Genomic DNA, 25,827 nt, shown 5'->3' with positions numbered 1-25,827 from the left:
AAGCCGGTCAGTTTTGGGATGGCGGTCAGTCGTCTTTGCCGACCTTGCGCTCGATGGCTTTTAAGCGTTTGCTCATGTCATCGATGTTCATCACCAGCGCTGCAGTTTTGCGCCAGGTTTTGTTGGGTTGCAGCGGAATGCCTGAGGAATAGACGCCAGGCTCTGTGATAGGACGCATGACCATGCCCATACCGGTCACGGTGACTTTGTCACAGATTTCCATATGGCCGTTAATGACGCTGGCACCGCCAATCATACAGTAACGTCCAATTTTCAAACTACCCGCCATGATCACACCGCCTGCAACCGCAGTATTGTCGCCAATAACTACGTTGTGAGCGATCTGGCACTGGTTGTCTATGATAACACCATTGCCTATCAGAGTGTTATCCAGCGCACCGCGATCGATGGTAGTGCAGGCACCAATTTCCACCCGATCGCCGATAATTACCGCGCCTAACTGCGGGATTTTCACCCAGTTACCGCGATCGTTGGCATAGCCGAAGCCATCAGAACCGATGACGGTGCCTGACTGAATCAGACAATCCTGGCCGATCTGAATCTCATGATAAACGGAGACGTTGGCCCAGAGACGGGTGCCGCGACCGATGCGGGTTTTTTTGCCCACAAAGCAGCCTGCGCCGATCACCACGTTGTCGCCCAGCTCCACATCCGCTTCGATTACGGCGTTAGCGCCAATCGCGACGTTGTTGCCGAGTCGGGCTGAAGGGTCGATCACCGCACTGGGCGCGATATTCTGCGCGGGCTGGGGGGTGGTATCGAGTATCTGTGCCATACGCGCATAGGTCAGGTAGGGATTTTTCACCACCAGCGCTGCCGTATTGCACCACTCCAGATCCGCTTCCGTCAGCACCACGGCTGAAGCCTTTATCAGGGCGAGTTGCTCGCGGTAACGGCTGTTTGCAAGAAATGTGATTTGGCCAGTTGTGGCGGATTGCATAGAAGCAATGCCGGAGATGACGATATCGCCATCTCCGTGCAATTCTGCATCCAACTGCTGGGCTAAATCAGCCAGTCGAATAGATGCCATGAATTATTTAACCTGTTTCAGCACGTCAGCAGTAATGTCTTTTGCGTTTGATGCATAAGCCACCGCGTTCGCGTCGATCACGACATCGTAACCATCGCTGTCAGCGACTTTCTTCACGGCGTCCTGAATGCGGCTCAGCAGCTTGTTACGCTCTTCCATCTGACGACGGCGGTTATCCTGCTCAAAGGCCTGGGCTTTTGAAGAGAAAGCTTCACGCTGAGACATAACATCTTTTTCCATGCGGCTGCGTTCGCTGGCCTTCATGGTAGAGCCGTCACGCTGTAAACGCTGCATTTTGGTTTGCAGATCGCGTTCCTGGCTCTGCAGCTCAGTTGCACGGCCTTTGAACTCATTTTCCAGCTGTTTAGCAACAGTCGCACGTTGCGGTAACTGTTGGAAAATGCTGGACACGTTTACCACTGCAATTTTGTCAGCAGCCTGAACACCAGCGGAAACCGCTAAAGCAAGACCCAGACCTGCGGCACACAACAACTTTTTCACTATAAACTCCTTACCATCAACGTTTGTGTCAGCGACACAGTGTTTGCCCCGGAACAGCCTGCGCTGTCCGGCAGCAAGACTTCAGCTATGCATCCATGCTCAGATCATTACCAGGTTTTACCAATGTTAAACTGGAACTGCTCTGACTTGTCTCCATCCACTTTCTTTATCGGCTGGGCGTAAGAGAACACCAGCGGGCCGAGCGGTGACATCCACTGCAGCGCAACACCGCTTGAAACGCGGATATTGTTAGGATCGCTGTAGTCCGGAATGCCCGCCGCACGAGTTTCGGCCGTGTTTTCCCAGTGGGTATCCCATGCGGTACCGGTATCGACAAACACCGAGGTACGTACCGAGTTGGCATACTTCTCGCTCAGGAACGGCGTTGGCGTGATCAGCTCCAGGCTGGCAATCGCCATGGCGTTTCCGCCGACCGCATCGTCAGACTTACAGATGCCATCCGGATCGGCCAGGCGGCAATTCGACGAGTTGTTATTGTAGTAGGCAGCCTTCGGACCAATGGTATTGGACTGGAAGCCACGAACGGTACTGGAACCACCGGCGTAGAAGTTCTCATAGAACGGCATCTCTTTGCCGCCGAGACCATCGCCGTAACCCACACGGCCACGACCCAACAGCACCCAGGTGTGATCCTGGTTAATCGGCACATACTGCTGGGTGTCCAGCGTGGCCTTGTAGAAGCTGTTGTCTGAGCCAGGAATCGTCACCTTACCGTTCAGGTTGGTGCGGTTACCCGCCGTCGGGAAGAAGCCACGGTCCAGCGTGTTGTAGGTCCAGCCGTAGTTGAAGGTGAAGTCATCAGCAGAGAATTCGCCTTTATCGTCCAGCTGCTGCGGCTTGCCGACTGAATCCAGATAACGCCACATCGCCACCTGCGGCTGCATGTTGGAGAGGTCGTTATGGACATAGCCCAGACCGACACGCAGAGTGTTGTTTTCGTTAACCGGGAAGCCCAGCGTGCCATCCAGACCATAACTCTTGTTGGTGTAGTCAGAGAGGTCGGCATTGTCCGCTTTAAAGTCGTTATAGAACAGACGACCACCCAGACTCACCCCATCCACGGTGAAGTAAGGGTCAGTCAGCGAGAACTCGGCATAGGTCTGGTAGTCATTTTTGGTGCCGCTGATGCCAACGGTATTACCAGTGCCCAGCCAGTTATCCTGCGTGACCCCGACCTGGAAGCTTACGCCACTCTCGGTGCCGTAACCGACGCCGAAGTTGAAGGTCCCGGTGTTGCGCTCTTTAACCTTGTAGACCACATCAACCTGATCTGGTGAACCTGGCACGCGCTGGGTATCCACATCGACGTTTTCAAAGTAACCGGTGCGGTTCAGACGCTCTTTGCCCTGCTCGACCAGGTCGCTGCCCAGCCAGGCCCCTTCCATCTGACGCATTTCACGACGCAGCACCGCATCTTTTGAGGTGTCGTTACCTTCAAAGCGAACGTGACGCACGTAGTAGCGGTTACCGGCATCAACGTTGATGTGCAGTTTGACGGTCTTGTCAGCATCGTTGATTTCAGGCTGTGTCACGACGCGCGGATAGGCGTAGCCGTAGCGGCCTAGCAGTTTCTTGATGTCATCTTCCATCTTCGTGACTTTGGCGCCGTTATAGAGCTCGCCTGCCGGAATTTTGGTCAGATGTTCAATCTCTGCTGAGTGGCCTGCCATACTGCCATTCACGATCACGCCGGCGATTTTGTACTGATCGCCTTCAGTGATGTTGACGGTGATGTAGATGCCTTTTTTATCCGGCGTCAGGCTGACCTGGGTCGAATCGATATTAAAGCGGGCATAGCCGCGATCCAGATAGAAGCTGCGCAGGGTTTCGAGGTCACCGGCCAGTTTCTGTTTCTGGTATTTACGGTCGCCGACCACGTTCCACCATGGCACTTCATCGCGCAGCTGGAAGCGGGAGATCAGTTCATCAGAACTGAACGCCTTGTTACCGACGATGTTGATCTGCTGAATTTTGGCAGAGACACCCTCCGTAAAGACCAGCTTCAGATCGACACGGTTACGCGGCAGAGGCGTGACCACCGCTTTCACGTTGGCCGTATATTTACCGACGCTGTAGTAGAAATCCTCCAGGCCCTTTTCGATAGAAGAGAGCGTGGTGCGGTCAAGCGCTTCGCCGACACGCACACCGGAGGCTTCCAGATTCTGTTTCAGCTGATCCTCTTTCACCGCTTTGTTACCGGTGAAGGTAATGCTGGCAATGGTAGGACGTTCTTTGACCTGGACAATCAGCGTTGTACCGTCTCGCAGGACCTGAACATCCTCAAAGTTGCCAGTCGCGAACAGTGAGCGAATGGTGTTTCTGACATCATCGTCATTCACCGTATCGCCAACCCGAACTGGCATGCTCAGCAGAGCCGCGCCGACGGCGACTCGCTGCAGCCCTTCGAAATGAATATCCTTCACCACGAAATCGTCTGCACCGTAAACGGTGGCGCTGCTAAACAGCAGCGACGCTATGAGCAACTTTTTCATCGCCATCGTTATTATGCGTTTTCCTAACACATCCCCTGAATGTTCGCGTTCCAGCGGTTACAAACGGGAGAAATCATTGAAAAGTGCAAGCCCCATTAACAGCACCAGCAAAATCGAACCGATGCGATAACTAAAGTCCTGAACTCGCTCGGACACCGGTCCACCTTTGATCTTTTCGATCGCCAGGAAGAGCAGATGCCCACCATCTAAAACCGGCAATGGGAACAGGTTGATGATGCCCAGGTTGACGCTGATCAGCGCCAGGAACATCAGGTAGTAAATCAACCCATACTCTGCTGACAACCCTGCACCCTGCGCAATCGAGATTGGCCCGCTCAGGTTGTTCAGCTTCACATCACCCGTGATTAACTTGCCCAGCATAGAAACGGTAAGCTTCATCAGCTGCCAGGTTTTTACACTGGCCTCACCGATAGCCGCAAACGCGCCATACTGTCTTACCGTTCTGTACTCTTCCGGCAGCGGGACAATGCGCGGGATAACACCCGCAAATCCTTCGCCTTTGCTGCCCGATCTGGCTTCTGGCGTCATGGTCAGCGTAATTGCATCACCGCCGCGATCCACCTCAAGCGCCATGCTTTTGCCCGGGTTATCCCGGACCTGCGTGACAAAAGTCTGCCACTGCGATAATGGCTGACCATCGACTTTAACGATCCTGTCGCCAGCTTGCAAACCGGCTTCACTGGCTGGCGAGTTCGCCTGCACTTCTGCCAGCGTGGTCTCAATCTGCGGACCACGTGGCCGGATGCCCAGCGCGACAACCGGATCCTGCTTGTCTGGCTCAAACTGCCAGTTACGCAAATCCAGCTGTTTCTCCTGGGTCGCGTCCTCGCCAAATCGTGCCACCGTCAGGGTTGTGCTGCTGTCGCCGATTTTACCCACCAGCGCCATCCGCACAGCATCCCAGTCAGGCGTTTCGATACCGTCAACCGCCTTAAGTTCCATACCGGGTGCAATTTGCGCTTCCGCCGCGACCGAACCGTTTAAAATTTCACCGATTACCGGGCGCACACCCGGCACGCCGTGAATAAACACAACCCAGTAGGCAAAGATGGCAAAGAGGAAGTTAGCGACAGGACCCGCCGCAATGATGGAAGCGCGCTGCCAGACGGCTTTGTTGTTGAAAGCCTGATGACGCAGTTCGGCGGGCACGCTTTCGACACGCTCGTCGAGCATTTTCACGTAGCCGCCAAGGGGAATCAGCGCGATGACAAACTCGGTGCCCTGGCGGTCACGACGCCGCCAGAGTGATTTACCGAAACCGATGGAAAAGCGTTCAACTTTGACGCCGCAGCGACGGGCGACCCAGAAATGGCCAAATTCATGGACGGTAATCAGCACGCCCAGCGCAACGATAAAGGCGACAAAACTCCAGATTATGCTCAACATCTTTGCCTGTCCTTAAAGGGTGCGAAACACCAGCAGCAATAAACAGGCAAACACCGGCACTGCCGCAGTCAGACTATCAATGCGATCCAGAATCCCGCCGTGACCGGGGATCAGATTACCGCTGTCTTTGATGCCCGCTTCGCGTTTGAACATACTTTCGGTGAGATCACCCAGCACCGACGCCAGGGTCGCAATCACCGCGCAGACCACCAGCGTGCCAGCTGACACCGTCAGAGGGGCCAGCGTTGCGAACAGCAGCGCAATCAGCGCGGAAGAGACCAGACCGCCCAGAAAACCTTCCCAGGTTTTACCCGGTGAGACCTTTGGCGCCAGCTTGTGTTTGCCGAACATCTTGCCAAACATGTAGGCCCCTGAATCCGCGCCCCACACCAGCAGCATGACAAACAGCAGCCACCAGGCCCCGGCAAAGTGATCGGTTTCATAGTGATACTGGCGCAGCGCCATCATGCCCCAGAAAAAAGGCACCAGGGTTAAGAGACCAAACAGCAGGCGAAGCGGACGTGAATGGCGCCAGAAGGCGGCCGAAGCGGGATAGGAGAGAACCAGCAGCAGCGCAACGACCCACCACACCAGCGACGCCCAGAGCGATGTCGCCACCTGCGGCAGATGTACATCATGCTGATAAGGAGGCAGGGTAAACTGCATCAGGGCCAGTAAGAGACCACAAAGAACCGCCAGCCAGACGCGCTGCTGACGGGATGCCATCCCTGCCAGCTGACCCCATTCCCAGGCGGCCAGCATACAGATAATGATGGTGGTAATTGCGAAACCCACAGGTGGTAACCAGAACAGTGCAGCTATTACCAGCGGAATTAAAATTAACGCGGTAATCAGACGAGACTTCAGCAAAGGTTACCCCCAGATTGCTCAGGCGCCGCCTGGTGCAGCGCCGCCAAAACGACGCTCCCGCAGAGAGAATGCATTCAGTGCACCTTCAAAAACGTGTTCATCGAAATCCGGCCAGAGCACATCGGTAAAATAGAATTCAGCATAGGCAATCTGCCACAGCAGGAAGTTGCTAATCCGATGCTCTCCCCCGGTCCTTATCACTAAATCCACTGGCGCCAGCTCCTGCATACAGAGCTGCGACGTCAGGCTCTCTTCGGTAATCTGGTCAGGACGCAGTAAGCCTTCCTGAACCTGTTCAGCCAGTTTTTTCACGCCTTCGATAATATCCCAACGGCCGCCATAGTTGGCAGCAATGTTGAGCGTCAGGCCACTATTATTTGCAGTCAGCGTCTCAGAACGGCGAATACGTTCCTGAATACGCGGGCTGAAACGGCTGGTATCGCCAATGACGCGTAACCGGACGTTGTGTTTGTGCAGGCTCTTCACTTCACTGTCGAGTGCCCAGACAAACAGTTCCATTAACGCGGTGACTTCCTGCGCCGGACGGCTCCAGTTTTCACTGCTGAAGGCGTAAAGCGTCAGGGCTTCGAGATTGTTGCTGACAGCAAAGCTAACGGCACGACGTACCGATTTGACGCCCGCTTTGTGGCCTGAAATGCGCAATTTTCCCTGATTTTTGGCCCAGCGACCGTTGCCATCCATGATGATAGCGACGTGGCGCGGACCGTTTCCCTGCTGGTCATCAGTGTTGTTGTGATTGTTAGACGACATAACGCTTAACCAATTCCTTTCATCAGAAATGCTGTGGTTTCTGAATACATTGCGCCCGATTCAAATCCCGACAGATTCTCAGTGTCGGGCCACACCGAATTCGGTGACAGACCGTGAAACGCGAGCCAGCGACTATACCATTTTCACCTGAAGCGAACAAATGGCCTCATATCGATCGGCGTCACGACGTGAAGCGCGACAACATTTCTGTTGCCCGCGCGCGCGCAGAGCGATCGATTTCAAGGACAGCGTCCACCGAATCCGGTTCCGCACACACCTGTGCCGCCAGCACCGCACTGTTCAGCGCAGCGATGTCGGTAAAGCGGATCTGGTGATTCAGGAAAGCCGCAACGGCAACCTCGTTGGCTGCATTGAGCGTGGTGGTGGCCGCCTGCCCTGCTTCGCAGGCATCAATGGCCAGCTTCAGACAGGGGTAGCGATTAAAGTCAGGTTCAGCAAACGTCAGCGCCGACATGCGGGTGAAATCCAGCGGCGTCACGCCTGCATTGATGCGCGAAGGCCAGGCCATGCTGTGAGCAATGGGCGTACGCATATCCGGTGAACCTAACTGAGCCAGCACGCTGCCATCGCAGTATCGCACCATGGAGTGAATCACCGACTGCGGGTGGAGTATCACTTCCATCTGCGCTGCGCTGGCGTTGAACAACCAACGGGCTTCAATGTACTCAAGACCTTTATTCATCATGGTGGCCGAGTCGACAGAGATTTTTCTCCCCATCGACCAGTTCGGATGAGCACAGGCCTGATCGGGCGACATGGCGCTGAGATCGGCTAAATCTGTGTCACGAAAAGGACCACCTGATCCCGTAAGGATAATCGACTCGATGCCATTATCCCGCAGGTCAGCGTAACCTAACTGATGCTGGATGGTAGCCGGTAAACTCTGAAAAATGGCGTTATGCTCGCTGTCGACCGGTAGTAACTGTGCGTGATGATGACGCACGGCCTCCATAAACAAACGGCCGCAGGTGACAAGGGACTCTTTGTTCGCCAGCAGCACGGTTTTTCCGGCACGGATGGCTGCCAGCGTCGGCAGCAGGCCGGAGGCGCCAACGATCGCCGCCATCACCTGATCCACTTCATCCAGCGCGGCCAGCTCACAGGCTGCCTGAACGCCGGAGAGCACTTCAGTATTGACCCTGATTGCTCTCAGTCGCTCACGCAACGCAGCAGCGGAGACTTCGTCTGCCATGCAGGCGTAGCGCGGGGTAAAGGCTGCACACTGTTCGGCCATCAGCGCCACGTTATGACCGGCCACCAGTGCTGTAATCTGATAGAGCGCCGGATTGGCGCGAACCACCGCCAGCGTGCTGGTGCCGATTGAGCCGGTTGATCCCAGCAGAGTTAATCGCTTCATGAAGCTATCCGTGTGAAGTCAGCGTGCACAGAGGCACAATGTAAAACGCCGCCAGATGTCGCATTCATACGAATACCTCTCTGTACGGCGTTTTTTCCGGCAGCGATGGGATTAGAAATCCATCAGCTCCGTCTCTTTTTCTGACAGTGCAGCATCCACTTTCTTGATGTAAGCATCCGTCATTTTCTGGATTTCATCCTGCGCACGACGTTCGTCGTCTTCGCTGATCTCTTTATCTTTCAGCAGCGCTTTGATTTTATCGTTGGCATCGCGACGGACGTTACGTACCGACACGCGGCCCTGCTCGGCTTCGCCGCGCACGATTTTAATCAGATCTTTACGACGCTCTTCGGTCAGCGCAGGCAGCGGAACACGGATGTCGCTGCCGGCTGAACTTGGGTTCAGACCGAGATCGGACTTCATGATCGCTTTTTCAACTGCCGCACTCAGGGTGCGATCAAACACGTTGATTTTCAGCGTGCGTGAGTCTTCCACAGTGACGGAAGCCAGCTGACGCAGTGGCGTCGGCGTGCCGTAATATTCGACGACGATGCCGTCAAGCAGCGAAGGGGAAGCACGACCCGTGCGCACTTTGCTGATGGTGTTTTTGAATGCTTCAACGCATTTTTCCATGCGCGTGTCAGCATCTTTTTTGATGTCGTTAATCACGTTGAAACCCTTGGATTCGGTTTGACCTGGCCAGTTCCGGCCTGGCCGGAAGCGGGATCGATAATCATCGATAATCCTGACTGGTGCGCGATGCGTCATCATCGCGCTGACAGAATATACCTTATTTTATCTCGCCTCGGGTATTAATGCGTAATCAGGGTGCCTTCTTTTTCACCCATCACTACGCGACGCAGCGCGCCTGGCTTATTCATGTTGAAAACACGGATAGGCAGTTTGTGGTCACGCGCCAGGGTAAAGGCCGCAAGATCCATCACTTTCAGCTCCTGATCCAGCACTTCAGTATAGGTCAGTTGCTCATACAGGGTCGCATCCGGGTTTTTCACCGGATCGGCGGAATAGACGCCATCCACTTTGGTCGCTTTCAGGACCACATCCGCTTCGATCTCAATGCCGCGCAGGCAGGCCGCAGAATCGGTGGTGAAGAACGGATTGCCGGTACCGGCGGAGAAGATCACCACGCGGTTGTTACGCAGCAGGCTGATCGCCTCTGCCCAGCTGTAGTTATCGCAGACGCCATTCAGTGGAATCGCTGACATCAGGCGGGCATTCACATAGGCGCGGTGCAGCGCATCACGCATCGCCAGGCCGTTCATTACGGTAGCCAGCATCCCCATGTGGTCACCCACAACGCGGTTCATCCCGGCCTGTGCCAGGCCCGCTCCGCGGAACAGGTTACCCCCGCCGATCACAACGCCAACCTGGATGCCCAGCTCAACCAGCTCTTTTACCTCTTGTGCCATACGGTCCAGCACACTCGCGTCGATACCAAAACCTTCAGCGCCTTGCAGGGCTTCACCGCTGAGTTTAAGCAGGATACGTTGATAAACAGGTTTTGCGTTGGTCGCCATGGTCAGTTCTTCCTGGAAGATAGGGTGTAAAGGAGAAGTAAATTGTGATCGATCATCCGCTTACCGCAATGAAATTGCTATTGGGATGAAACTGAAAATGTGTCTGTTGCGGTTCACAGACAAAAAAGAACCGCCATCTGGCGGTTCTTTCAGAGCATTAAGACTGCTTGGACATGGCTGCAACTTCTGCAGCGAAGTCAGACTCAACTTTCTCGATGCCTTCGCCCACTTCGAAGCGGATGAAGTTGATGACGTCAGCGCCCTGCTCTTTCAGAGCCTGGCCAACGGTTTTGCTTGGGTCGATAACGAAAGCCTGACCAGTCAGAGAGACTTCGCCGGTGAATTTCTTCATGCGGCCTTCAACCATCTTCTCTGCGATCTCTTTTGGCTTGCCAGACTGCATCGCGATGTCCAGCTGAACCTGGTACTCTTTCTCAACCACGTCAGCAGAAACGTCTTCTGGCTTAACGAATTCAGGCTTGCTTGCCGCAACGTGCATAGCGATCTGTTTGATCAGATCTTCGTTAGCGCCTTTCGCTGAAACCAGTACGCCGATACGTGCGCCGTGCAGGTAGCTGCCCAGCTCTGCGCCTTCCAGGATTGCGACGCGACGGATGTTGATGTTCTCACCGATTTTAGCAACCAGTGCAACGCGCTCTTCTTCGAACTGCGCTTTCAGAACTTCTACATCGGTTACGCGATCGGCTGCAGCCGCGTCCAGAACTTTGTCTGCGAATGCCTGGAAACCGCCATCTTTTGCCACGAAGTCAGTCTGGCAGTTTACTTCCAGAATCACGCCGTAGTCGCCAACGATCTTGGTTTTGATCACGCCATCAGCCGCAACGTTACCTGCTTTTTTCGCTGCTTTGATTGCGCCAGACTTACGCATGTTCTCAATCGCCAGCTCAATGTCGCCGTTCGCTTCGGTCAGCGCTTTTTTGCAGTCCATCATGCCAGCGCCAGTACGCTCGCGCAGTTCTTTTACCAATGCAGCGGTAATGTCAGCCATTCCAGAATCCTCGGTTCGTGCCTGAGTACATGTGCACCAGCAGACACTTATTTGCGGAAAATTTACTCTGTCCCGCCGTCCGACAGGGGGCGTTACAGACTTAGATAAAATAAAGGGGCCAGTACAGGCCCCTTACAGATCACATCTGAATACTAAGGGCTCTTATGCAGAGCAAACCTTATTAAGCGTTTTCTAAAGACGCTTCTTCAGCTTGCTCAGCCAGATCCTGAGAACGGCCTTCGCGAACGGTGGTCGCAACGGCATTCAGGTACAGGCTTACAGCACGGATTGCGTCGTCGTTACCTGGGATAACGAAATCAACGCCATCTGGATCAGAGTTGGTATCAACGATAGCAAATACCGGGATACCCAGGTTGTTTGCTTCTTTGATTGCGATGTGTTCGTGGTCAGCATCAACAACAAACAGCGCGTCTGGCAGACCGCCCATGTCTTTGATACCGCCCAGGCTGTTTTCCAGCTTGGCCAGCTCACGCGCACGCATCAGCGCTTCTTTTTTGGTCAGTTTGTCGAAAGTACCATCCTGAGACTGAGTCTCCAGATCTTTCAGACGCTTGATTGACTGACGCACGGTTTTCCAGTTAGTCAGCATGCCACCTAACCAGCGGTGGTTTACGAAGAACTGGTCGCAGCTCAGTGCAGACTCTTTTACCGCTTCAGCAGCAGCGCGCTTGGTACCTACGATCAGGATCTTACCTTTACGGGAAGCGATCTTGTTCAGTTCAGCCAGAGCTTCGTTGAACATAGGAACGGTTTTTTCCAGGTTGATGATGTGAACCTTGTTACGTGCACCAAAAATGAATGGCTTCATTTTTGGGTTCCAGTAACGGGTCTGGTGACCGAAGTGAACACCAGCCTGGAGCATGTCGCGCATGGAAACAGTTGCCATGATTACCTCTGAAATTTGATTTGGGGTTGGGCCTCCATGTATCCCATACGACCGACCTCTTTCAAGGCACCCCGGCGTATGTGTCGATACATGTGTGTTTTATTACACATAATGAGAGTTATGCGTTTCCTGCTGACCAAAACGGCCATACAGAGAATCGTCGGCGCGCTTTATACCACAAACCGCCGGGGGACGCCAATAAATGATCGCTGACGGAAACCAGCGCGTTCTCTATTTGGCAGCCCATTTTCTGGCTGCTAACATGACAGTACAGAACTTATTATTGTCGAAAATTTCGACAAATGCGGATTAATTTAATGCCAATTTCAATCAAAACAGCTGAAGAAATCGAAAAAATGCGCGTCGCGGGCCGCCTGGCCGCCGAAGTGCTGGAGATGATCGAACCGCACGTTAAACCGGGTGTGACCACCGGTGAACTGGACCGCATCTGCCACGATCACATTACCCAAAAGCAGCAGGCTGTCTCTGCCTGCCTCGGCTATCACGGCTTTCCAAAGTCGGTCTGCATTTCGGTAAACGAAGTGGTGTGCCACGGTATCCCGAGCGACGATCGCCCGTTAAAGGATGGCGATATCGTCAACATTGACGTCACCGTGATCAAAGATGAGTACCACGGCGATACCTCGAAGATGTTTATTGTCGGCAAACCGACCATTCAGGGCGAGCGCCTCTGCCGCGTGACCCAGGAGAGCCTCTATCTTTCACTGCGTCTGATCAAGCCAGGTATCCGTCTGCGCGAGCTGGGCCGGGCTATCCAGAAGTATGTAGAAGCCAATGACTTCTCCGTGGTGCGTGAATATTGCGGTCACGGCATCGGTAAAGGGTTCCACGAAGAGCCGCAGGTGCTGCATTACGATGCGGATGACAGCGGCGTCGTGCTGCAGGCGGGCATGACCTTTACCGTTGAACCGATGGTCAATGCCGGCGATTACCGCATCCGCACCATGAAAGATGGCTGGACGGTAAAAACCAAAGATCGCAGCTTGTCCGCGCAGTATGAGCATACTATTGTGGTGACGGAAAACGGCTGCGAGATTTTAACCCTGCGCAAAGACGACACGCTGCCTGCTGTGCTCGTCGCCGAGGGGTAATTCCCCGGATAGAGATCAAGCCGGCCACGTGCCGGCTTTTTTTTGGCTAAAAAAGAGAAGAGCAGCATGAGCGTGAGCCTGTCGGAAGAGGTAAAAAACGGTCTGGTCGATTCACCGGCCGAATGGGGTGACGATCAGCTGACGCGCGAGCTGCTGAAGCCGCGGCTGGAGCAGTTCCAGCAGCATCTGGCTGCAGCATTCGACGCCGGTGAAGCCGTGGAACAGCTGATTGATGCCCGCACGCTGTTTATCGATCGGCTGCTGCGCCGCCTGTGGCGCTTCTTTGGCTTCGATGCGATGCCCGCCATCGCGCTGGTGGCCGTGGGCGGCTATGGGCGGGCCGAACTCCACCCGCTCTCCGACATCGATGTGCTGATCCTCAGCCGTCAGCCGCTGGATGAGCAGGCGGCGCAGCGCACCAGCGAACTGCTGACCCTGATGTGGGATCTGCGGCTGGAAGTGGGCCACAGCGTGCGCACGCTGGAGGAGTGTCTGCTGGAGGGGTTATCTGACCTCACCGTCGCCACCAATCTGATTGAGTCACGCATGCTGACCGGCGACGTGGCGCTGTTCCTGGAGTTGCAGAAGAACGTCTTCAGCGACGGCTTCTGGCCCTCATCCCGCTTTTTTGCCGCCAAAATCGAAGAGCAGCAGGAGCGCCATAAACGTTATCACGGCACCAGCTACAACCTTGAGCCGGATATTAAAAGCAGCCCCGGCGGCCTGCGTGACATTCATACGCTGCAATGGGTCGCCCGACGCCATTTCGGTGCCACCACGCTGGATGAGATGGTCGGCTTTGGCTTTCTCACTGAGGCAGAGCGCAGCGAACTCAACGAATGTCAGGCGTTTCTCTGGCGCATCCGCTTTGCGCTGCACCTCTCACTGCCCCGCTACGATAACCGCCTGCTGTTTGATCGCCAGCTCAGCGTGGCGCAGCGCCTGAACTATCAGGGCGAAGGCAACGAGCCGGTCGAGCGGATGATGAAGGATTTCTACCGGGGTACGCGACGCATCGGTGAACTGAACCAGATGCTGTTACAGCTGTTTGATGAGGCGATTCTGGCGCTCTCCACCAATGAGAAGCCCAGACCTGTCGATGACGACTTTCAGCTGCGTGGCGACCTGATCGACCTGCGTGATGAAACGCTGTTCACCCGTGAGCCGCAGGCGATCCTGCGCATGTTCTACGTCATGGTGCGCAACGAAAACATCAAAGGCATCTACTCCACCACCCTGCGTCACCTGCGCCATGCCCGCCGCCACCTGAAACAGCCGCTGTGCCAGATCCCGGAGGCGCGCCGCACGTTTATGTCGATTCTGCGCCACCCTGGCGCGGTCAGCCGGGCGCTGGTGCCGATGCATCGCCACAGCGTGCTGTGGGCCTATACGCCGCTGTGGGGCCATATTGTCGGCCAGATGCAGTTTGATCTGTTCCACGCCTACACCGTGGATGAGCACACCATTCGTGTCCTGCAGAAGCTGGAGAGCTTTGCCAGCGAGTCCACCCGTCCGCAGCATCCGCTGTGCGTCGAGCTGTGGCCGCGCCTGCCTCAGCAGGAGCTGCTGCTGATGGCCGCGCTGCTGCATGACATCGCCAAGGGGCGCGGCGGTGACCACTCGATTCTCGGCGCACAGGACGCGCTCGACTTCGCGGAGATGCACGGCCTCAACTCGCGGGAAACCCAGCTGGTGGCCTGGCTGGTGCGCCATCATCTGCTGATGTCGGTCACGGCTCAGCGGCGCGACATTCAGGACCCGACGGTCATCCAGCAGTTCGCGGAGGTGATGCAGAACGAAAACCGGCTGCGCTATCTGGTCTGCCTGACGGTGGCCGATATCTGCGCCACCAACGAGAGCCTCTGGAACAGCTGGAAGCAGAGCCTGCTGCGCGAACTCTTTTTCGCCACGGAGAAGCAGCTGCGTCGTGGCATGGAGAACAGTCCGGATCTGCGCGAGCGGGTGCGCCATCATCGTCTGCAGGCGCTGGCGCTGCTGCGGATGGACAATATAGATGAGGAGCGCCTGCATCAGATCTGGAACCGCTGCCGCGCTGACTACTTCCTGCGCCATACGCCAAATCAGATCGCCTGGCATGCCCGCCATCTGCTGGTGCATGACCTGAAGAAGCCGCTGGTGCTGGTCAGCCCGCAGGCCACGCGCGGCGGAACGGAGATTTTTATCTGGAGCCCCGATCGCCCCCACCTGTTTGCCGCTGTCGCCGGTGAACTGGACCGCCGCAATCTCAGCGTCCATGACGCTCAGATCTTCACCAGCCGCGACGGCATGGCCATGGATACCTTTATTGTGCTGGAACCCGATGGCAGTCCGCTCTCCCCGGATCGCCATCCGATGATCATTCAGGCGCTGGAGCAGGCGATAACCCAGTCGCAGTGGGTGCCGCCGCGCACCCGCCGACCGTCAGCCAAACTCCGGCACTTCAGTGTGGACACCGAGGTCAACTTCCTGCCGACCCACACCGACCGGCGCAGCTATCTGGAACTGGTGGCGCTGGACCAGCCGGGTCTGCTGGCCCGGGTTGGTGAAGTCTTTGCCGATCTCGGCGTTTCACTGCATGGCGCGCGCATCAGCACCATCGGCGAGCGGGTCGAAGATCTCTTTATTCTGGCCAACAGTGAGCGGCAGGCGCTGGACGAAGAAATGCGCAAAGCATTGCAACAACGGTTGACAGAGGCCCTTAATCCAAACGATAAAGTGTGACCAGACACGATTTATCATCCTCTATTTTTATTTGTGCCGGGAGAGTGCCCGGCATTGCACATGACCGATCAGGAAAAAAATATGCAACAGTTACAGAGCGTTATCGAATCCGCCTTTGAACGTCGCGCGGACATTACCCCCGTCAGCGTTGACAGCGAAACCCGTGATGCCATCAACCAGGTGATCGCCCTGCTGGACAGCGGCGAACTGCGCGTTTCTGAAAAGATTGACGGCGAGTGGGTAACGCATCAGTGGCTGAAAAAAGCAGTGCTGCTCTCTTTCCGCATCAACGACAATCAGGTCATGGAAGGGGCAGAAACCCGTTTTTACGACAAAGTGCCGATGAAGTTTGCTGGCTGGGATGAGGCGCGTTTTAAAGCCGCCGGTTTCCGCGTGGTGCCGCCTGCGGCAGTGCGTCAGGGCGCGTTCATTGCCCGTAACACGGTGCTGATGCCCTCTTATGTCAACATCGGCGCTTTCGTCGATGAAGGCACCATGGTGGATACCTGGGCGACCGTCGGCTCCTGTGCGCAGATCGGCAAAAACGTTCACCTCTCAGGTGGCGTGGGAATCGGTGGCGTGCTGGAACCGCTGCAGGCAAACCCGACCATTATCGAAGACAACTGCTTCATTGGCGCACGCTCTGAAATCGTTGAAGGCGTGATTGTTGAAGAAGGCTCCGTGATCTCAATGGGCGTCTATATCGGTCAGAGCACCAAAATTTATGACCGCGAAACCGGCGAAGTGCATTACGGCCGCGTTCCTGCCGGTTCGGTCGTCGTTTCCGGTAATCTGCCGTCTAAAGATGGCAGCTACAGCCTCTACTGTGCGGTGATCGTGAAGAAAGTTGACGCGAAAACCCTGAGCAAAACCGGTATCAACGAACTGCTGCGCACCATCGACTGATGTCAGTGACGGGCTGGAAACCAGCCCGTCATCTTTTCTTTACAGCCATTCCAAATCAACCTGATTCGCGCCGCGAAGGAACGGGTGCGTTTAGATTTCATCCAGGTCATAATCCGCGCCAGTTAAATCCTGTCGCGCAATGTTCATCCCGCTGATTTATGTCTACAGTTGTCTGACGTCATGAACAAGACTGCGCGCTTCTCACTTTTGATGGAAAAAACGCCATGTATGACAATCTGAAAAGCTTAGGAATCAGTAATCCGGACGACATCGATCGCTACAGCCTGCGTCAGGAAGCGAATAACGACATTCTGAAAATCTACTTCCGCAAAGATAAAGGTGAATTTTTCGCGAAAAGTGTCAAATTCAAATATCCGCGTCAGCGCAAAACCGTCGTGGCCGATCACGCGACCCAGGGCTACAAAGAAGTTCAGGAGATCAGCCCGAATCTGCGTTATGTCATCGACGAACTGGACCAGATTTGCCAGCGTGACCAGGTTGAAGTGGATCTGAAACGCAAAATTCTGGATGACCTGCGTCATCTGGAAAGCGTGGTTTCTCACAAAATCAGTGAGATTGAATCGGACCTGGAAAAATTAACCCGTAACGGTCGTTAATTCCCTGCCCGATCGGAAAGGCCAGCACTGCTGGCCTTTTTTATGCCCGCTGTTTGCGTGTTATCCCTGCTCATCCAGCTGCAGCGCCACATAGAGCAGCAGCCTGTCATCAAACTGCCCCAGGTTAAGCCCGGTCAGTTCAGAAATCCGGTTCAGCCGGTACTCCAGCGTGTTGCGATGGATAAACAGCGCGCGCGCAGTGGCGCCCGGCTGCACGTTGTGGGTAAACCAGGCCATCAGCGTACGACGCAGCAGGCCGTTGTTATCCATGCTTTTAAGCTTTGCCAGTGGCCGCGCCAGCTCATTCGCCTGCCAGCCGCCTCGCAGGCTGTCGAGCAGCACCGGCAGCACCAGATCCTGATAGAAGTAGCTGCGTAATCCCGGCATCCGCTGCTTGCCGACCATCATGGTGGTGCGGGCAGTGCGATAGGAGCGCGCAATGCTGCCAGGCCCGGTAAAAACATTGCCGAGTGCAATACGCATCCGCAGATGCCCACGCTCTTTCATCCGCTGCAGCAACTGCTCGATGCGGCGGCGATGATCCTCCTGATCGTGGCGTCCATGCGCATTCAGGGCGGGTTTCAGCACCACCATTTCGGTCAGCGAAACAATGGCGATCAGATTATCGCGCTCCGGCGTGGTCAGCAGTGTCTGCAGCTGCTGCAACTCTGACATGGCGCTGTCTACGCCGAGCTGGCCGCTGTCCACCTCGATGACAGCAGCAACGCGAGGCTGATTGAGGTCGATGCCGAGCCGCTGCGCCCACTCGGTCAGCTGCGGCGACAGCGTGTCACTGCGGATCAGATTCAGCACCAGCTCTTCGCGCAGGCGGCTATCCTGGGCCAGCATGTGCAGCAGTCGCGCCTGCTCCAGCATCATCTCTGCCGCCATACAGACCAGCTCGCCATAATGACGCAGCGACAGCGGTTCGCCGGTCAGGCCAATCACACCCGCAATATCGCCATCCAGGCGCAGCGGCAGGTTGATGCCTGGCCGCACGCCGTGCAGATGTTTAGCCACGGCGTCATCAATGTCCACCACGCGTCCCTGAGAGAGCACCAGCAGTGCGCCTTCGTGCAACTCTCCAACGCGTTCAGGATCGCCGCTGCCAATGATGCGGCCCCGCGCGTCCATCACGTTGACATTGCTGTCGATAATTCTCATGGTGCGCGCCACGATATCCTGCGCCAGCCGGGCATCAAGGTGATAGGCAGCCATCCATTACTCCTGAAAAAATAGGGGAGCAACAGAATACGCAGGCGTCGCGCACGGAGCATTGTGCAATTGCACAGAGGCGGGCGTTGATTTCCCGGATTTGCGGTCACTATCACACTCTGCCACGGCGGAGAGCGGGCATAAAAAAGGCGGACCGCAGTCCGCCTGAGGGGTTATTACGCGTCGCTTACTGCATCAGCAGATAGAGCGTATTGTCGCCACGCTTCACATTCAGCGCCAGAACCGACGGTTTGGTGTCGAGGACTTTACGCAGCTCGCCCAGGTTGGTCACCACCTGCTGGTTAACGCCCTGAATCACGTCGCCCTTCTTCAGGCCGATACGCGCCGCGGCACTGCCCGGTTTGACGTTATCCACCCGCACACCTTTGGCACCCGCTTCGATATTGCTGAGATCGGCGCCTTCAATGCCGGTGTAGATGGTCGCAGACTGAACTTTCGCCTGGCTGCTCTGCTGCAGCTGGACAGAGACGTCGAGCGGCTTGCCATCACGCAGCAGTCCCAGCTTCAGCGTAGTGCCCACCGGCAGTGAGCCCACTTCCGCACGCAGCGAGGCAAAGCTGCTGAGCGGTTTGCCGTTCATGGAGACGATCACGTCACCGGCTTTGATCCCCGCTTTGGCGGCAGCTGAGTCCGGCAGCACCTGGCTGACAAAGGCACCGCGCTGGGCATCGACCTTCATCGCTTTAGCCAGCTCAGAGTTCAGCTCTGTCCCCTGCACGCCCAGCTCACCCCGTTTCACCTGACCAAACTCCACCATCTGCGCCGTCAGGTTTTTCACCATGTTGCTGGGGATAGCAAAACCGATACCGATGTTGCCGCCATCCGGTGCCAGAATCGCGGTGTTAATTCCGATCAGCTCACCGTTGAGGTTGACCAGCGCGCCGCCGGAGTTACCCCGGTTGATCGCCGCATCGGTCTGAATAAAGTTCTCATAATTTTCCACGTTCAGGCCGCTGCGTCCCAGCGCAGAGACGATACCTGACGTCACGGTTTCACCCAGTCCGTAAGGGTTACCGATGGCCACGGTATAGTCACCCACCCGCAGGCTGTCAGAGTCGGCGATCTTCACCGCAGTCAGGTTTTTGGCGTCCTGCAACTGCACCAGCGCAATATCAGAGCTCGGATCTTTGCCAATGACCTTGGCGTCATAGCGACGGCCATCGCTCAGCTGCACCTGAATTTTGGTGGCGTTGTTCACCACGTGGTTGTTGGTGACCACATAGCCTTTTTCGGCGTTAATGATGACGCCCGATCCCAGCGCGCGAAATTTCTCCTGCTGGGTATCCGGGCCTGGCGCTCCGCCGTTACCGCCTGCTCCACCGTCCTGGCACATTGGTGAGCCCTGGAACGGAGAGCCGTCCTGGCAGAAAGGCGAATTGTCGCCAAAAAATTGCTGAAACTGTTGTGGCATGCGGGGAGTTTTAACCGTGGTGGTGCCCTCGACGCTGATACTGACCACAGACGGCATAACCTTCTCCAGCATTGGAGCCAGACTTGGCAGTTGCTGGCTATCTGAAGAGGCCGTTTGCGCAGCAGAAACAGTAACAGGGGCGAGCGCCATGCTCAGGCTTAACGCCAGCGCACTTAATACTAAGGTCTTTTTTTTCATTTTTCATTTCTCTGTAAGATTACTGTTCAGACCATTGCTGTGGTCGAAAGGTGAGATAAATGTTTTAGCGCGAAGTTCCTTAAAAAGTTTCAGGCAAAAGTAAAAATTTATTCGCGCTCTTTACAATTGGCGGCTTATTCTACGGCCATCAGCCGCCGGTACTCATCCCAGGCATAGAGATCGGTCATGCCGCTGATATAATCCTGAATGAGGCGGAAGCGATAATAACGCTCCCACAACAGCCGCTGATATTTATGCTCCACCACCAGGTTACGCATCTTATGTAAATACGCTTTGCGGTGTTTACCGGAGAGCTTATGAAAAAGCCGGGTTTCGATGGGATGCTTACGCAGGAAATCTTCATTTATCAGCGTGGTAAAGGCTTCGTAATTGAGGCGCATCAGCGGCTGATAGATCTCCAGCAGGCCCCTGATGACCCGGTAACCCTGTAGTTCCAGCTGTTCCACTTCAGAATGGTTAAAGACCTGCTGACGGGCGACGGTCTTAAACAGCTGCAACAAACGCCCCTCTTCACCCTCATCTTCCAGCAGCGCATGGTTGAAACTGCCGTCGAATATGGCAGGCAGATTATCAACAAAACGCTTGACCGCATAGCTGACCAATACACTCTGAACATTTACGCGTAATGACATAAAAAATTGATCGCTGCGGCTGCGGCGTTTTTTATTACAGGCTTCACGCCAGGCTTCGCCAATCGTCCGGCTGAAAGCGTCATTATTTTTAACCGGCCCCCAGGCTTTATTGAGAAATTCATACAAACTCTCAACATTGAAGATATCTTTTTCTACAGCGTCGTCCAAATCGGCAATACAATAGGAGATATCATCCGCGGCTTCCATTATATAGGTGAGCGGAAAGCGGTGGTGCTCTTTCATATTGGTGGCAGCACGCAGCTCGGCTATATAATCCTGTTCAGAGAGATAAAAACCCGGTTTCTTCATCAATACGCTAAATTCGGCGGGTTTTTCACCCTGCCACCAGGCGGGGGCCGTATATTTCAGGATGCAGGCAACCTGAGAATAGCTGAGATTGAGTTGCAGCAGCGTATGCACCATGCGAATGGCCTGGGCGTTGCCTTCAAAATGGCAGAGATCCTGGCGGATGGTGGCGTTGAGCTGATCAAAAGCCTGACGCTGCGCCTCCCCTTCCACACCGGCCACCAGCGGATCGACCAGTTCGGCAGGCAGATTTTCTTCAAACCAGTCGTTGATCGCCGCCTCGCCAAAGTGGCCAAACGGCGGATTGCCGACGTCGTGCAGCAGACACGCCATCTCTATCAGGCTTTCAAACGCCCCCTCTAACTCATCCAGACCATACTGCGCCAGCCCGCCCTGCATCTTCAGCGTCTGCAGGATCTCTTTGGTGATGTAGCGGCCGGTCTGCTGAACCTCCAGCGAGTGCGTTAAGCGGGAGCGGACGGCGGCGTTGCGCTCCAGCGGGAACACCTGGGTTTTCTGCTGCAGGCGACGGATAGCGGCGGAGTTGATAATCCGCCCGCGGTCGCTCTCAAAATGGCGGGTAATGTAATATTCGCCTTCCGGATCTTTTCGACTGGTATAAGGGCGCGAGAAGCTGATCTTCTTCCTGAAATTGATCGCCGACATGGATTACCCCTTATTTTTTCGTGAATTAATCCCCTGAATGCCATGCTAAACTATGCCCTAATTTTTCATTTTTTACATTAGCGGGACTCACTATGAAAGCAGGCATTATTGGCGCGATGGAGCAGGAAGTCACACTGCTGCGCGACAAAATTGAAAACCGTCAAACGCTGTCGCTGGCGGGTTGTGAAATTTATACCGGCACCCTGCAGGGCGTTGAGGTGGCACTGCTGAAATCGGGCATTGGTAAAACCTCTGCCGCGCTGGGTACCACGCTGCTGCTGCAACTCTGCAAGCCTGACGTCGTGATCAACACCGGCTCTGCGGGTGGATTAGCGCCGTCGCTCAGCGTGGGCGATATCGTGGTCTCTGAAGAAGTGCGTTATCACGATGCGGACGTCACGGCCTTTGGCTACGAGCCGGGTCAGATGGCGGGTTGTCCGGCCGCGTTCGTGGCAGACAGCACCCTCATCGCCGCAGCGGAAGCCTGCATTAAACAGCTTGATCTGAATGCCGTGCGCGGCCTGGTGGTCAGCGGAGATGCCTTTATCAACGGCGCCGAACCGCTGGCGCGCATTCGCAGTCAGTTCCCGCAGGCGATTGCGGTTGAGATGGAAGCGACCGCCATCGGTCACGTCTGCCATCAGTTCCAGGTGCCATTTGTGGTGGTGCGGGCCATCTCTGACGTGGCCGACAAAGAGTCGCACCTCAGCTTTGATGAGTTCCTCAGCGTGGCAGCAAAGCAATCTTCACTGATGGTGGAGAACCTGCTGGCGCATCTGGCGCGTGGCTAAAACCCTGCTCTTCTGCTGGCTGCTGCTATTGAGCGGCAGCCTGCTGGCTTCCCCACCCCGCGTTATTACCCTTGCTCCCCATCTCACCGAACTCGCCTTTGCCGCCGGGATCACCCCGATTGCGGTCAGCGCCTGGTCCGACTTTCCGCCACAGGCAAAACAGATTGAACAGGTTGCCGACTGGCAGGGCATCAGAACAGAACGGATCCTGCAGCTTAAACCCGATCTGGTTCTGGCCTGGCGGGGCGGCAATCCGCAGCGGCAGATCGCCCAGTTACAGCAGCTCGGTGTACCGGTTAAGTGGATCGATCCGCGGACGCTGGATGAGATGATCGCGGCGCTGGCCGATCTGGGTCACTGGAGCCCCAGGCCGGAGCAGGCGGCCCGCGCGGCCCGGCAGTTACATCAGCAGGCGGCGGCGCTGCGCCAGCGCTATACTCACCTGGCTGCGGTTCCGCTTTTTTTGCAGTTTGGCCAGCAGCCGCTGTTCACCGCCGCAAGAGAGACGATGCAGAATGAGATGGTTACCCTCTGCGGGGGCAGGAATATTTTTGCTGACAGCCGCGTCAGCTGGCCGCAGGTGAGCCGCGAGCAGGTTCTGATGCGCCATCCTCAGGCGATAGTGACGGGCGGCGATGCGCAGCAGGCGGAGAATATCCGGACATTCTGGCAGCCGCAGCTCAGGGTGCCGGTGATCGCCATCAACGAGGACTGGCTTAGCCGCCCTGGCCCGCGACTGCTGCTGGCGGCGCAGCAACTCTGTGCGGCCCTGCATCCCGATCGATAAATCAGCGAATTGATTAAAGCCGCCGCACTTTTTGCCGTTAATCAATAACAGAGACGGGCGAGCCACGTATGCTCGCCCTCCTTTTAGCGCCCCGGCGCCTTTTAAACACCAGGAACTTCATATGACCAGAGCACTGCTGCTGGCCATAGGGCTGACGATCGCCGGATCTGCCTGTGCGGGATCGATCACTGGCTCTATAGGCGCCAGGCTTGTCATCTATTCACGCTGTGAAATCAACACGGCACGTGGTCAGCCCGCACCGCAGGTTGACTGTGGCAGACAGGCCAGTGCGCAGCCGCGCATTACAGAGAGCCAGAGCCGGACAGAGGGAAGTCAGAAGCAGGGAATCCGTCTGGTAACGGTAGAGTGGTAAACGAGGCCGTCAGATTGACGGCCTGCATCATCAGATACTGAAAGAGGAGCCACAGCCACAGGTGGTTTTCGCATTCGGGTTGGTCACGATGAAGCGCGAACCTTCCAGCCCTTCGGTGTAATCCACCGATCCACCCACCAGATATTGCAGGCTCATCGGGTCAACCACCAGCGAGACGCCCTGCTTTTCAATCGTCATATCGCCATCGTTCAGCTGGTCATCAAAGGTGAAGCCATACTGGAAACCACTGCAACCGCCACCGGTGATATAGACACGCAGTTTCAGCGCCGGGTTCTCTTCATCGGCAATGAGGTTCTTGACCTTGTTGGCTGCGGCGTCGGTAAACTGCAACGGCAGTGCTACTACTTCATCACTCATGTTTTACTCCGCTAAACGTCCAGGTCAGAAAACGACCTTAATTACGCTATTATCAGTCAGCACCTCAGCGCAATCAAGCTCTGCCCTTCGCACTCTGTGCCGCTTTCCCCTCTGTAAGGGGCGCTGCGGGTGAAACCACCTTTCGCCGGCTGCCCCTCTTCCGTAGAATGGCACCCTATTTTTCTGAACCGCTGGAGCCGAAAATGAGTAAGTCCGAACAACTGTTTGCCGAGGCACAACGCCTGATCCCGGGTGGCGTAAACTCGCCAGTACGCGCATTTACCGGTGTGGGCGGCGTTCCGCTGTTTATCGATCACGCTGACGGAGCCTGTCTCTATGACGCCGATGGCAAAGCCTATATCGATTATGTCGGCTCATGGGGCCCGATGGTACTGGGTCACAACAACGCGGCGATCCGCGATGCGGTGATCGAAGCGGCCGGGCGTGGCCTGAGCTTTGGCGCACCGACCGGCATGGAAGTGACCATGGCGCAGCTGGTGTGCGATCTGGTGCCGAGCATGGAGATGGTGCGGATGGTGAACTCCGGCACCGAAGCGACCATGAGCGCTATCCGTCTGGCGCGTGGCTTTACCGGCCGCGATAAAATCATCAAGTTTGAAGGCTGCTATCACGGCCACGCCGATCATCTGCTGGTGAAAGCGGGTTCCGGTGCCCTGACCCTCGGTCAGCCAAACTCGCCGGGTGTCCCGGCCGATTTCGCCAAACATACCCTGACCTGCACCTTTAACGACCTCGACTCGGTGCGCAGCGCGTTTGAGCAATACCCTGAGGCGATTGCCGCCATTATCGTTGAGCCGGTCGCGGGCAACATGAACTGCATTCCGCCACAGCCTGAGTTTCTGCCGGGCCTGCGCGCCCTGTGCGACGAGTTTGGTGCGCTGCTGATTATTGACGAAGTGATGACCGGTTTCCGCGTTGCGCTGGGCGGCGCGCAGGCTCACTACAATGTCCGTCCCGATCTTACCTGCCTGGGTAAAATCATCGGTGGCGGTATGCCGGTAGGCGCATTCGGTGGCCGTCGCGAAGTGATGGCGGCGCTGGCCCCGACCGGTCCGGTTTATCAGGCGGGTACGCTCTCCGGTAACCCCATCGCGATGGCGGCGGGCTACGCCTGTCTGACTCAGCTTGCACAGCCGGGCACCCATGAGAAACTGGATGCGCTGACCCGTCAGCTGGCTGAAGGTCTGCGTGACTCGGCGAAAGAGCAGAATATCCCGCTGGTGGTGAACCACGTTGGCGGCATGTTCGGCTTTTTCTTCACCGACGCTGACAGCGTGACCTGTTACGCGGACGTGACCCGTTGTGATGTGGATCGCTTCAAAACCTTCTTCCACCTGATGCTGGAGGAAGGCGTTTACTTTGCTCCATCGGCTTATGAAGCGGGCTTTATGTCGCTGGCACACAGCGAAGTGGATATTCAGCACACCATCGATGCCGCGCGTCGTTGTTTCGCGAAGCTGTAACAGGCTGCAGTAGAGATGCAGATCGGCAGTAGCATCCGATCCAGGATCTCACAGCAACACGAAACTCAATGCGCAGGGAACACAGGCAGAGGAGGAAAGCGTCCCGCGCCAGGGATGGCGCGGGCCGAGCGTGTCAGGGATGACGGCTTTTGCGTCTTTCCGATCTGACTGTGTTCCCTGCGCAGGCTCGCTCTGACAGCGAGTCGGACCAGATGTTGTCAATACTCTCAGACCGGCGGCGGC

At 56.0% G+C, this 25,827-nt stretch carries 23 protein-coding genes; 8 read left to right on the top strand and 15 right to left on the bottom strand.

Annotated features, from left to right (window positions below):
• Positions 1-25 precede the first annotated feature (25 nt).
• The 11 genes from lpxD to rpsB form a co-directional block, all read right to left on the bottom strand.
• Entirely contained in the window at positions 26-1,051 is a 1,026-nt protein-coding gene (gene lpxD, locus F3I47_RS12325; protein ID WP_058958057.1) for a UDP-3-O-(3-hydroxymyristoyl)glucosamine N-acyltransferase, read from the bottom strand.
• A 3-nt stretch (positions 1,052-1,054) separates the two neighbouring features.
• Positions 1,055-1,552 carry a molecular chaperone Skp gene (skp, locus tag F3I47_RS12320; RefSeq protein WP_003852644.1) on the bottom strand — a complete coding sequence of 166 codons (498 nt, stop codon included), beginning with the start codon at positions 1,550-1,552 and terminating at the stop codon, positions 1,055-1,057.
• A 107-nt stretch (positions 1,553-1,659) separates the two neighbouring features.
• On the bottom strand, positions 1,660-4,071 hold the full coding sequence (gene bamA / locus F3I47_RS12315; protein WP_009091984.1) for an outer membrane protein assembly factor BamA: 2,412 nt from the start codon (positions 4,069-4,071) through the stop codon (positions 1,660-1,662).
• A 51-nt stretch (positions 4,072-4,122) separates the two neighbouring features.
• Complete coding sequence (rseP, locus tag F3I47_RS12310; RefSeq protein WP_009091986.1) at positions 4,123-5,472, bottom strand: sigma E protease regulator RseP; 1,350 nt, start codon at positions 5,470-5,472, stop codon at positions 4,123-4,125.
• 12 nt (positions 5,473-5,484) lie between these two features.
• A complete protein-coding gene (gene cdsA, locus F3I47_RS12305) occupies positions 5,485-6,342 on the bottom strand; it encodes a phosphatidate cytidylyltransferase (protein WP_009091988.1) in 858 nt (285 codons plus the stop codon).
• Positions 6,343-6,360: 18 nt separating this feature from the next.
• Positions 6,361-7,113, bottom strand: a complete 753-nt coding sequence (gene ispU, locus F3I47_RS12300) for a (2E,6E)-farnesyl-diphosphate-specific ditrans,polycis-undecaprenyl-diphosphate synthase (RefSeq protein WP_009091989.1) — start codon at positions 7,111-7,113, stop codon at positions 6,361-6,363.
• A 181-nt stretch (positions 7,114-7,294) separates the two neighbouring features.
• Complete coding sequence (gene ispC, locus F3I47_RS12295) at positions 7,295-8,491, bottom strand: 1-deoxy-D-xylulose-5-phosphate reductoisomerase (RefSeq protein WP_150028608.1); 1,197 nt, start codon at positions 8,489-8,491, stop codon at positions 7,295-7,297.
• 111 nt (positions 8,492-8,602) lie between these two features.
• Positions 8,603-9,160, bottom strand: coding sequence for a ribosome recycling factor (frr, locus tag F3I47_RS12290; protein WP_009091992.1), 558 nt, complete (start codon positions 9,158-9,160; stop codon positions 8,603-8,605).
• Positions 9,161-9,303: 143 nt separating this feature from the next.
• The gene (pyrH, locus tag F3I47_RS12285) at positions 9,304-10,029 is read right to left on the bottom strand and encodes a UMP kinase (protein WP_009091994.1); all 726 of its coding nucleotides are present in this window, start codon (positions 10,027-10,029) and stop codon (positions 9,304-9,306) included.
• 157 nt (positions 10,030-10,186) lie between these two features.
• Complete coding sequence (tsf, locus tag F3I47_RS12280; protein WP_009091996.1) at positions 10,187-11,038, bottom strand: translation elongation factor Ts; 852 nt, start codon at positions 11,036-11,038, stop codon at positions 10,187-10,189.
• 181 nt (positions 11,039-11,219) lie between these two features.
• Positions 11,220-11,945 carry a 30S ribosomal protein S2 gene (gene rpsB, locus F3I47_RS12275; RefSeq protein WP_009091997.1) on the bottom strand — a complete coding sequence of 242 codons (726 nt, stop codon included), beginning with the start codon at positions 11,943-11,945 and terminating at the stop codon, positions 11,220-11,222.
• 317 nt (positions 11,946-12,262) lie between these two features.
• Here rpsB and map point away from each other — a divergent pair, with 317 nt between their 5' ends.
• From map to F3I47_RS12255, 4 genes are all read left to right on the top strand, one after another.
• Positions 12,263-13,057 carry a type I methionyl aminopeptidase gene (gene map / locus F3I47_RS12270; RefSeq protein WP_009091999.1) on the top strand — a complete coding sequence of 265 codons (795 nt, stop codon included), beginning with the start codon at positions 12,263-12,265 and terminating at the stop codon, positions 13,055-13,057.
• Positions 13,058-13,123: 66 nt separating this feature from the next.
• Positions 13,124-15,778: a bifunctional uridylyltransferase/uridylyl-removing protein GlnD gene (gene glnD, locus F3I47_RS12265; RefSeq protein WP_150028609.1), complete on the top strand. Its 2,655-nt coding sequence runs from the start codon at positions 13,124-13,126 to the stop codon at positions 15,776-15,778.
• Between the two features lie 81 nt (positions 15,779-15,859).
• Positions 15,860-16,684, top strand: a complete 825-nt coding sequence (dapD, locus tag F3I47_RS12260; RefSeq protein ID WP_009092003.1) for a 2,3,4,5-tetrahydropyridine-2,6-dicarboxylate N-succinyltransferase — start codon at positions 15,860-15,862, stop codon at positions 16,682-16,684.
• Positions 16,685-16,908: 224 nt separating this feature from the next.
• Positions 16,909-17,301 (top strand): DUF3461 family protein, encoded by a 393-nt coding sequence (locus F3I47_RS12255; protein ID WP_009092005.1) that lies wholly within the window; start codon positions 16,909-16,911, stop codon positions 17,299-17,301.
• Between the two features lie 60 nt (positions 17,302-17,361).
• On the opposite strand, the gene F3I47_RS12250 is transcribed toward F3I47_RS12255, so the two are convergent.
• From F3I47_RS12250 to dgt, 3 genes are all read right to left on the bottom strand, one after another.
• Positions 17,362-18,519, bottom strand: coding sequence for a CdaR family transcriptional regulator (locus F3I47_RS12250; RefSeq protein ID WP_009092007.1), 1,158 nt, complete (start codon positions 18,517-18,519; stop codon positions 17,362-17,364).
• 184 nt (positions 18,520-18,703) lie between these two features.
• Complete coding sequence (gene degP / locus F3I47_RS12245) at positions 18,704-20,146, bottom strand: serine endoprotease DegP (RefSeq protein WP_009092009.1); 1,443 nt, start codon at positions 20,144-20,146, stop codon at positions 18,704-18,706.
• Positions 20,147-20,280: 134 nt separating this feature from the next.
• Positions 20,281-21,771 carry a dGTPase gene (dgt, locus tag F3I47_RS12240; protein ID WP_150028610.1) on the bottom strand — a complete coding sequence of 497 codons (1,491 nt, stop codon included), beginning with the start codon at positions 21,769-21,771 and terminating at the stop codon, positions 20,281-20,283.
• Between the two features lie 92 nt (positions 21,772-21,863).
• On the opposite strand from dgt, the gene mtnN reads away from it, so the two are divergent.
• The 3 genes from mtnN to F3I47_RS12225 all read left to right on the top strand — a co-directional run bounded on the left by mtnN (position 21,864) and on the right by F3I47_RS12225 (position 23,722).
• Entirely contained in the window at positions 21,864-22,562 is a 699-nt protein-coding gene (gene mtnN / locus F3I47_RS12235) for a 5'-methylthioadenosine/S-adenosylhomocysteine nucleosidase (protein WP_150028611.1), read from the top strand.
• On the top strand, positions 22,555-23,349 hold the full coding sequence (btuF, locus tag F3I47_RS12230) for a vitamin B12 ABC transporter substrate-binding protein BtuF (protein ID WP_009092015.1): 795 nt from the start codon (positions 22,555-22,557) through the stop codon (positions 23,347-23,349). The genes mtnN and btuF overlap by 8 nt, the downstream gene beginning before the upstream one ends.
• A 121-nt stretch (positions 23,350-23,470) precedes the next feature.
• Complete coding sequence (locus F3I47_RS12225; protein ID WP_009092016.1) at positions 23,471-23,722, top strand: hypothetical protein; 252 nt, start codon at positions 23,471-23,473, stop codon at positions 23,720-23,722.
• Between the two features lie 30 nt (positions 23,723-23,752).
• On the opposite strand, the gene erpA is transcribed toward F3I47_RS12225, so the two are convergent.
• On the bottom strand, positions 23,753-24,100 hold the full coding sequence (erpA, locus tag F3I47_RS12220) for an iron-sulfur cluster insertion protein ErpA (RefSeq protein WP_009092018.1): 348 nt from the start codon (positions 24,098-24,100) through the stop codon (positions 23,753-23,755).
• A gap of 203 nt (positions 24,101-24,303) precedes the next feature.
• On the opposite strand from erpA, the gene hemL reads away from it, so the two are divergent.
• Positions 24,304-25,584, top strand: coding sequence for a glutamate-1-semialdehyde 2,1-aminomutase (gene hemL, locus F3I47_RS12215; protein ID WP_150028612.1), 1,281 nt, complete (start codon positions 24,304-24,306; stop codon positions 25,582-25,584).
• Positions 25,585-25,827: the final 243 nt, after the last annotated feature.

The sequence above is a fragment of the Pantoea sp. M_10 genome (genome assembly GCF_008631515.1).
Taxonomy (GTDB): domain Bacteria; phylum Pseudomonadota; class Gammaproteobacteria; order Enterobacterales; family Enterobacteriaceae; genus Pantoea; species Pantoea anthophila.
Note: the sequence above shows the minus strand (reverse complement) of the source record. Positions and strands in the feature narration are given on the sequence as shown.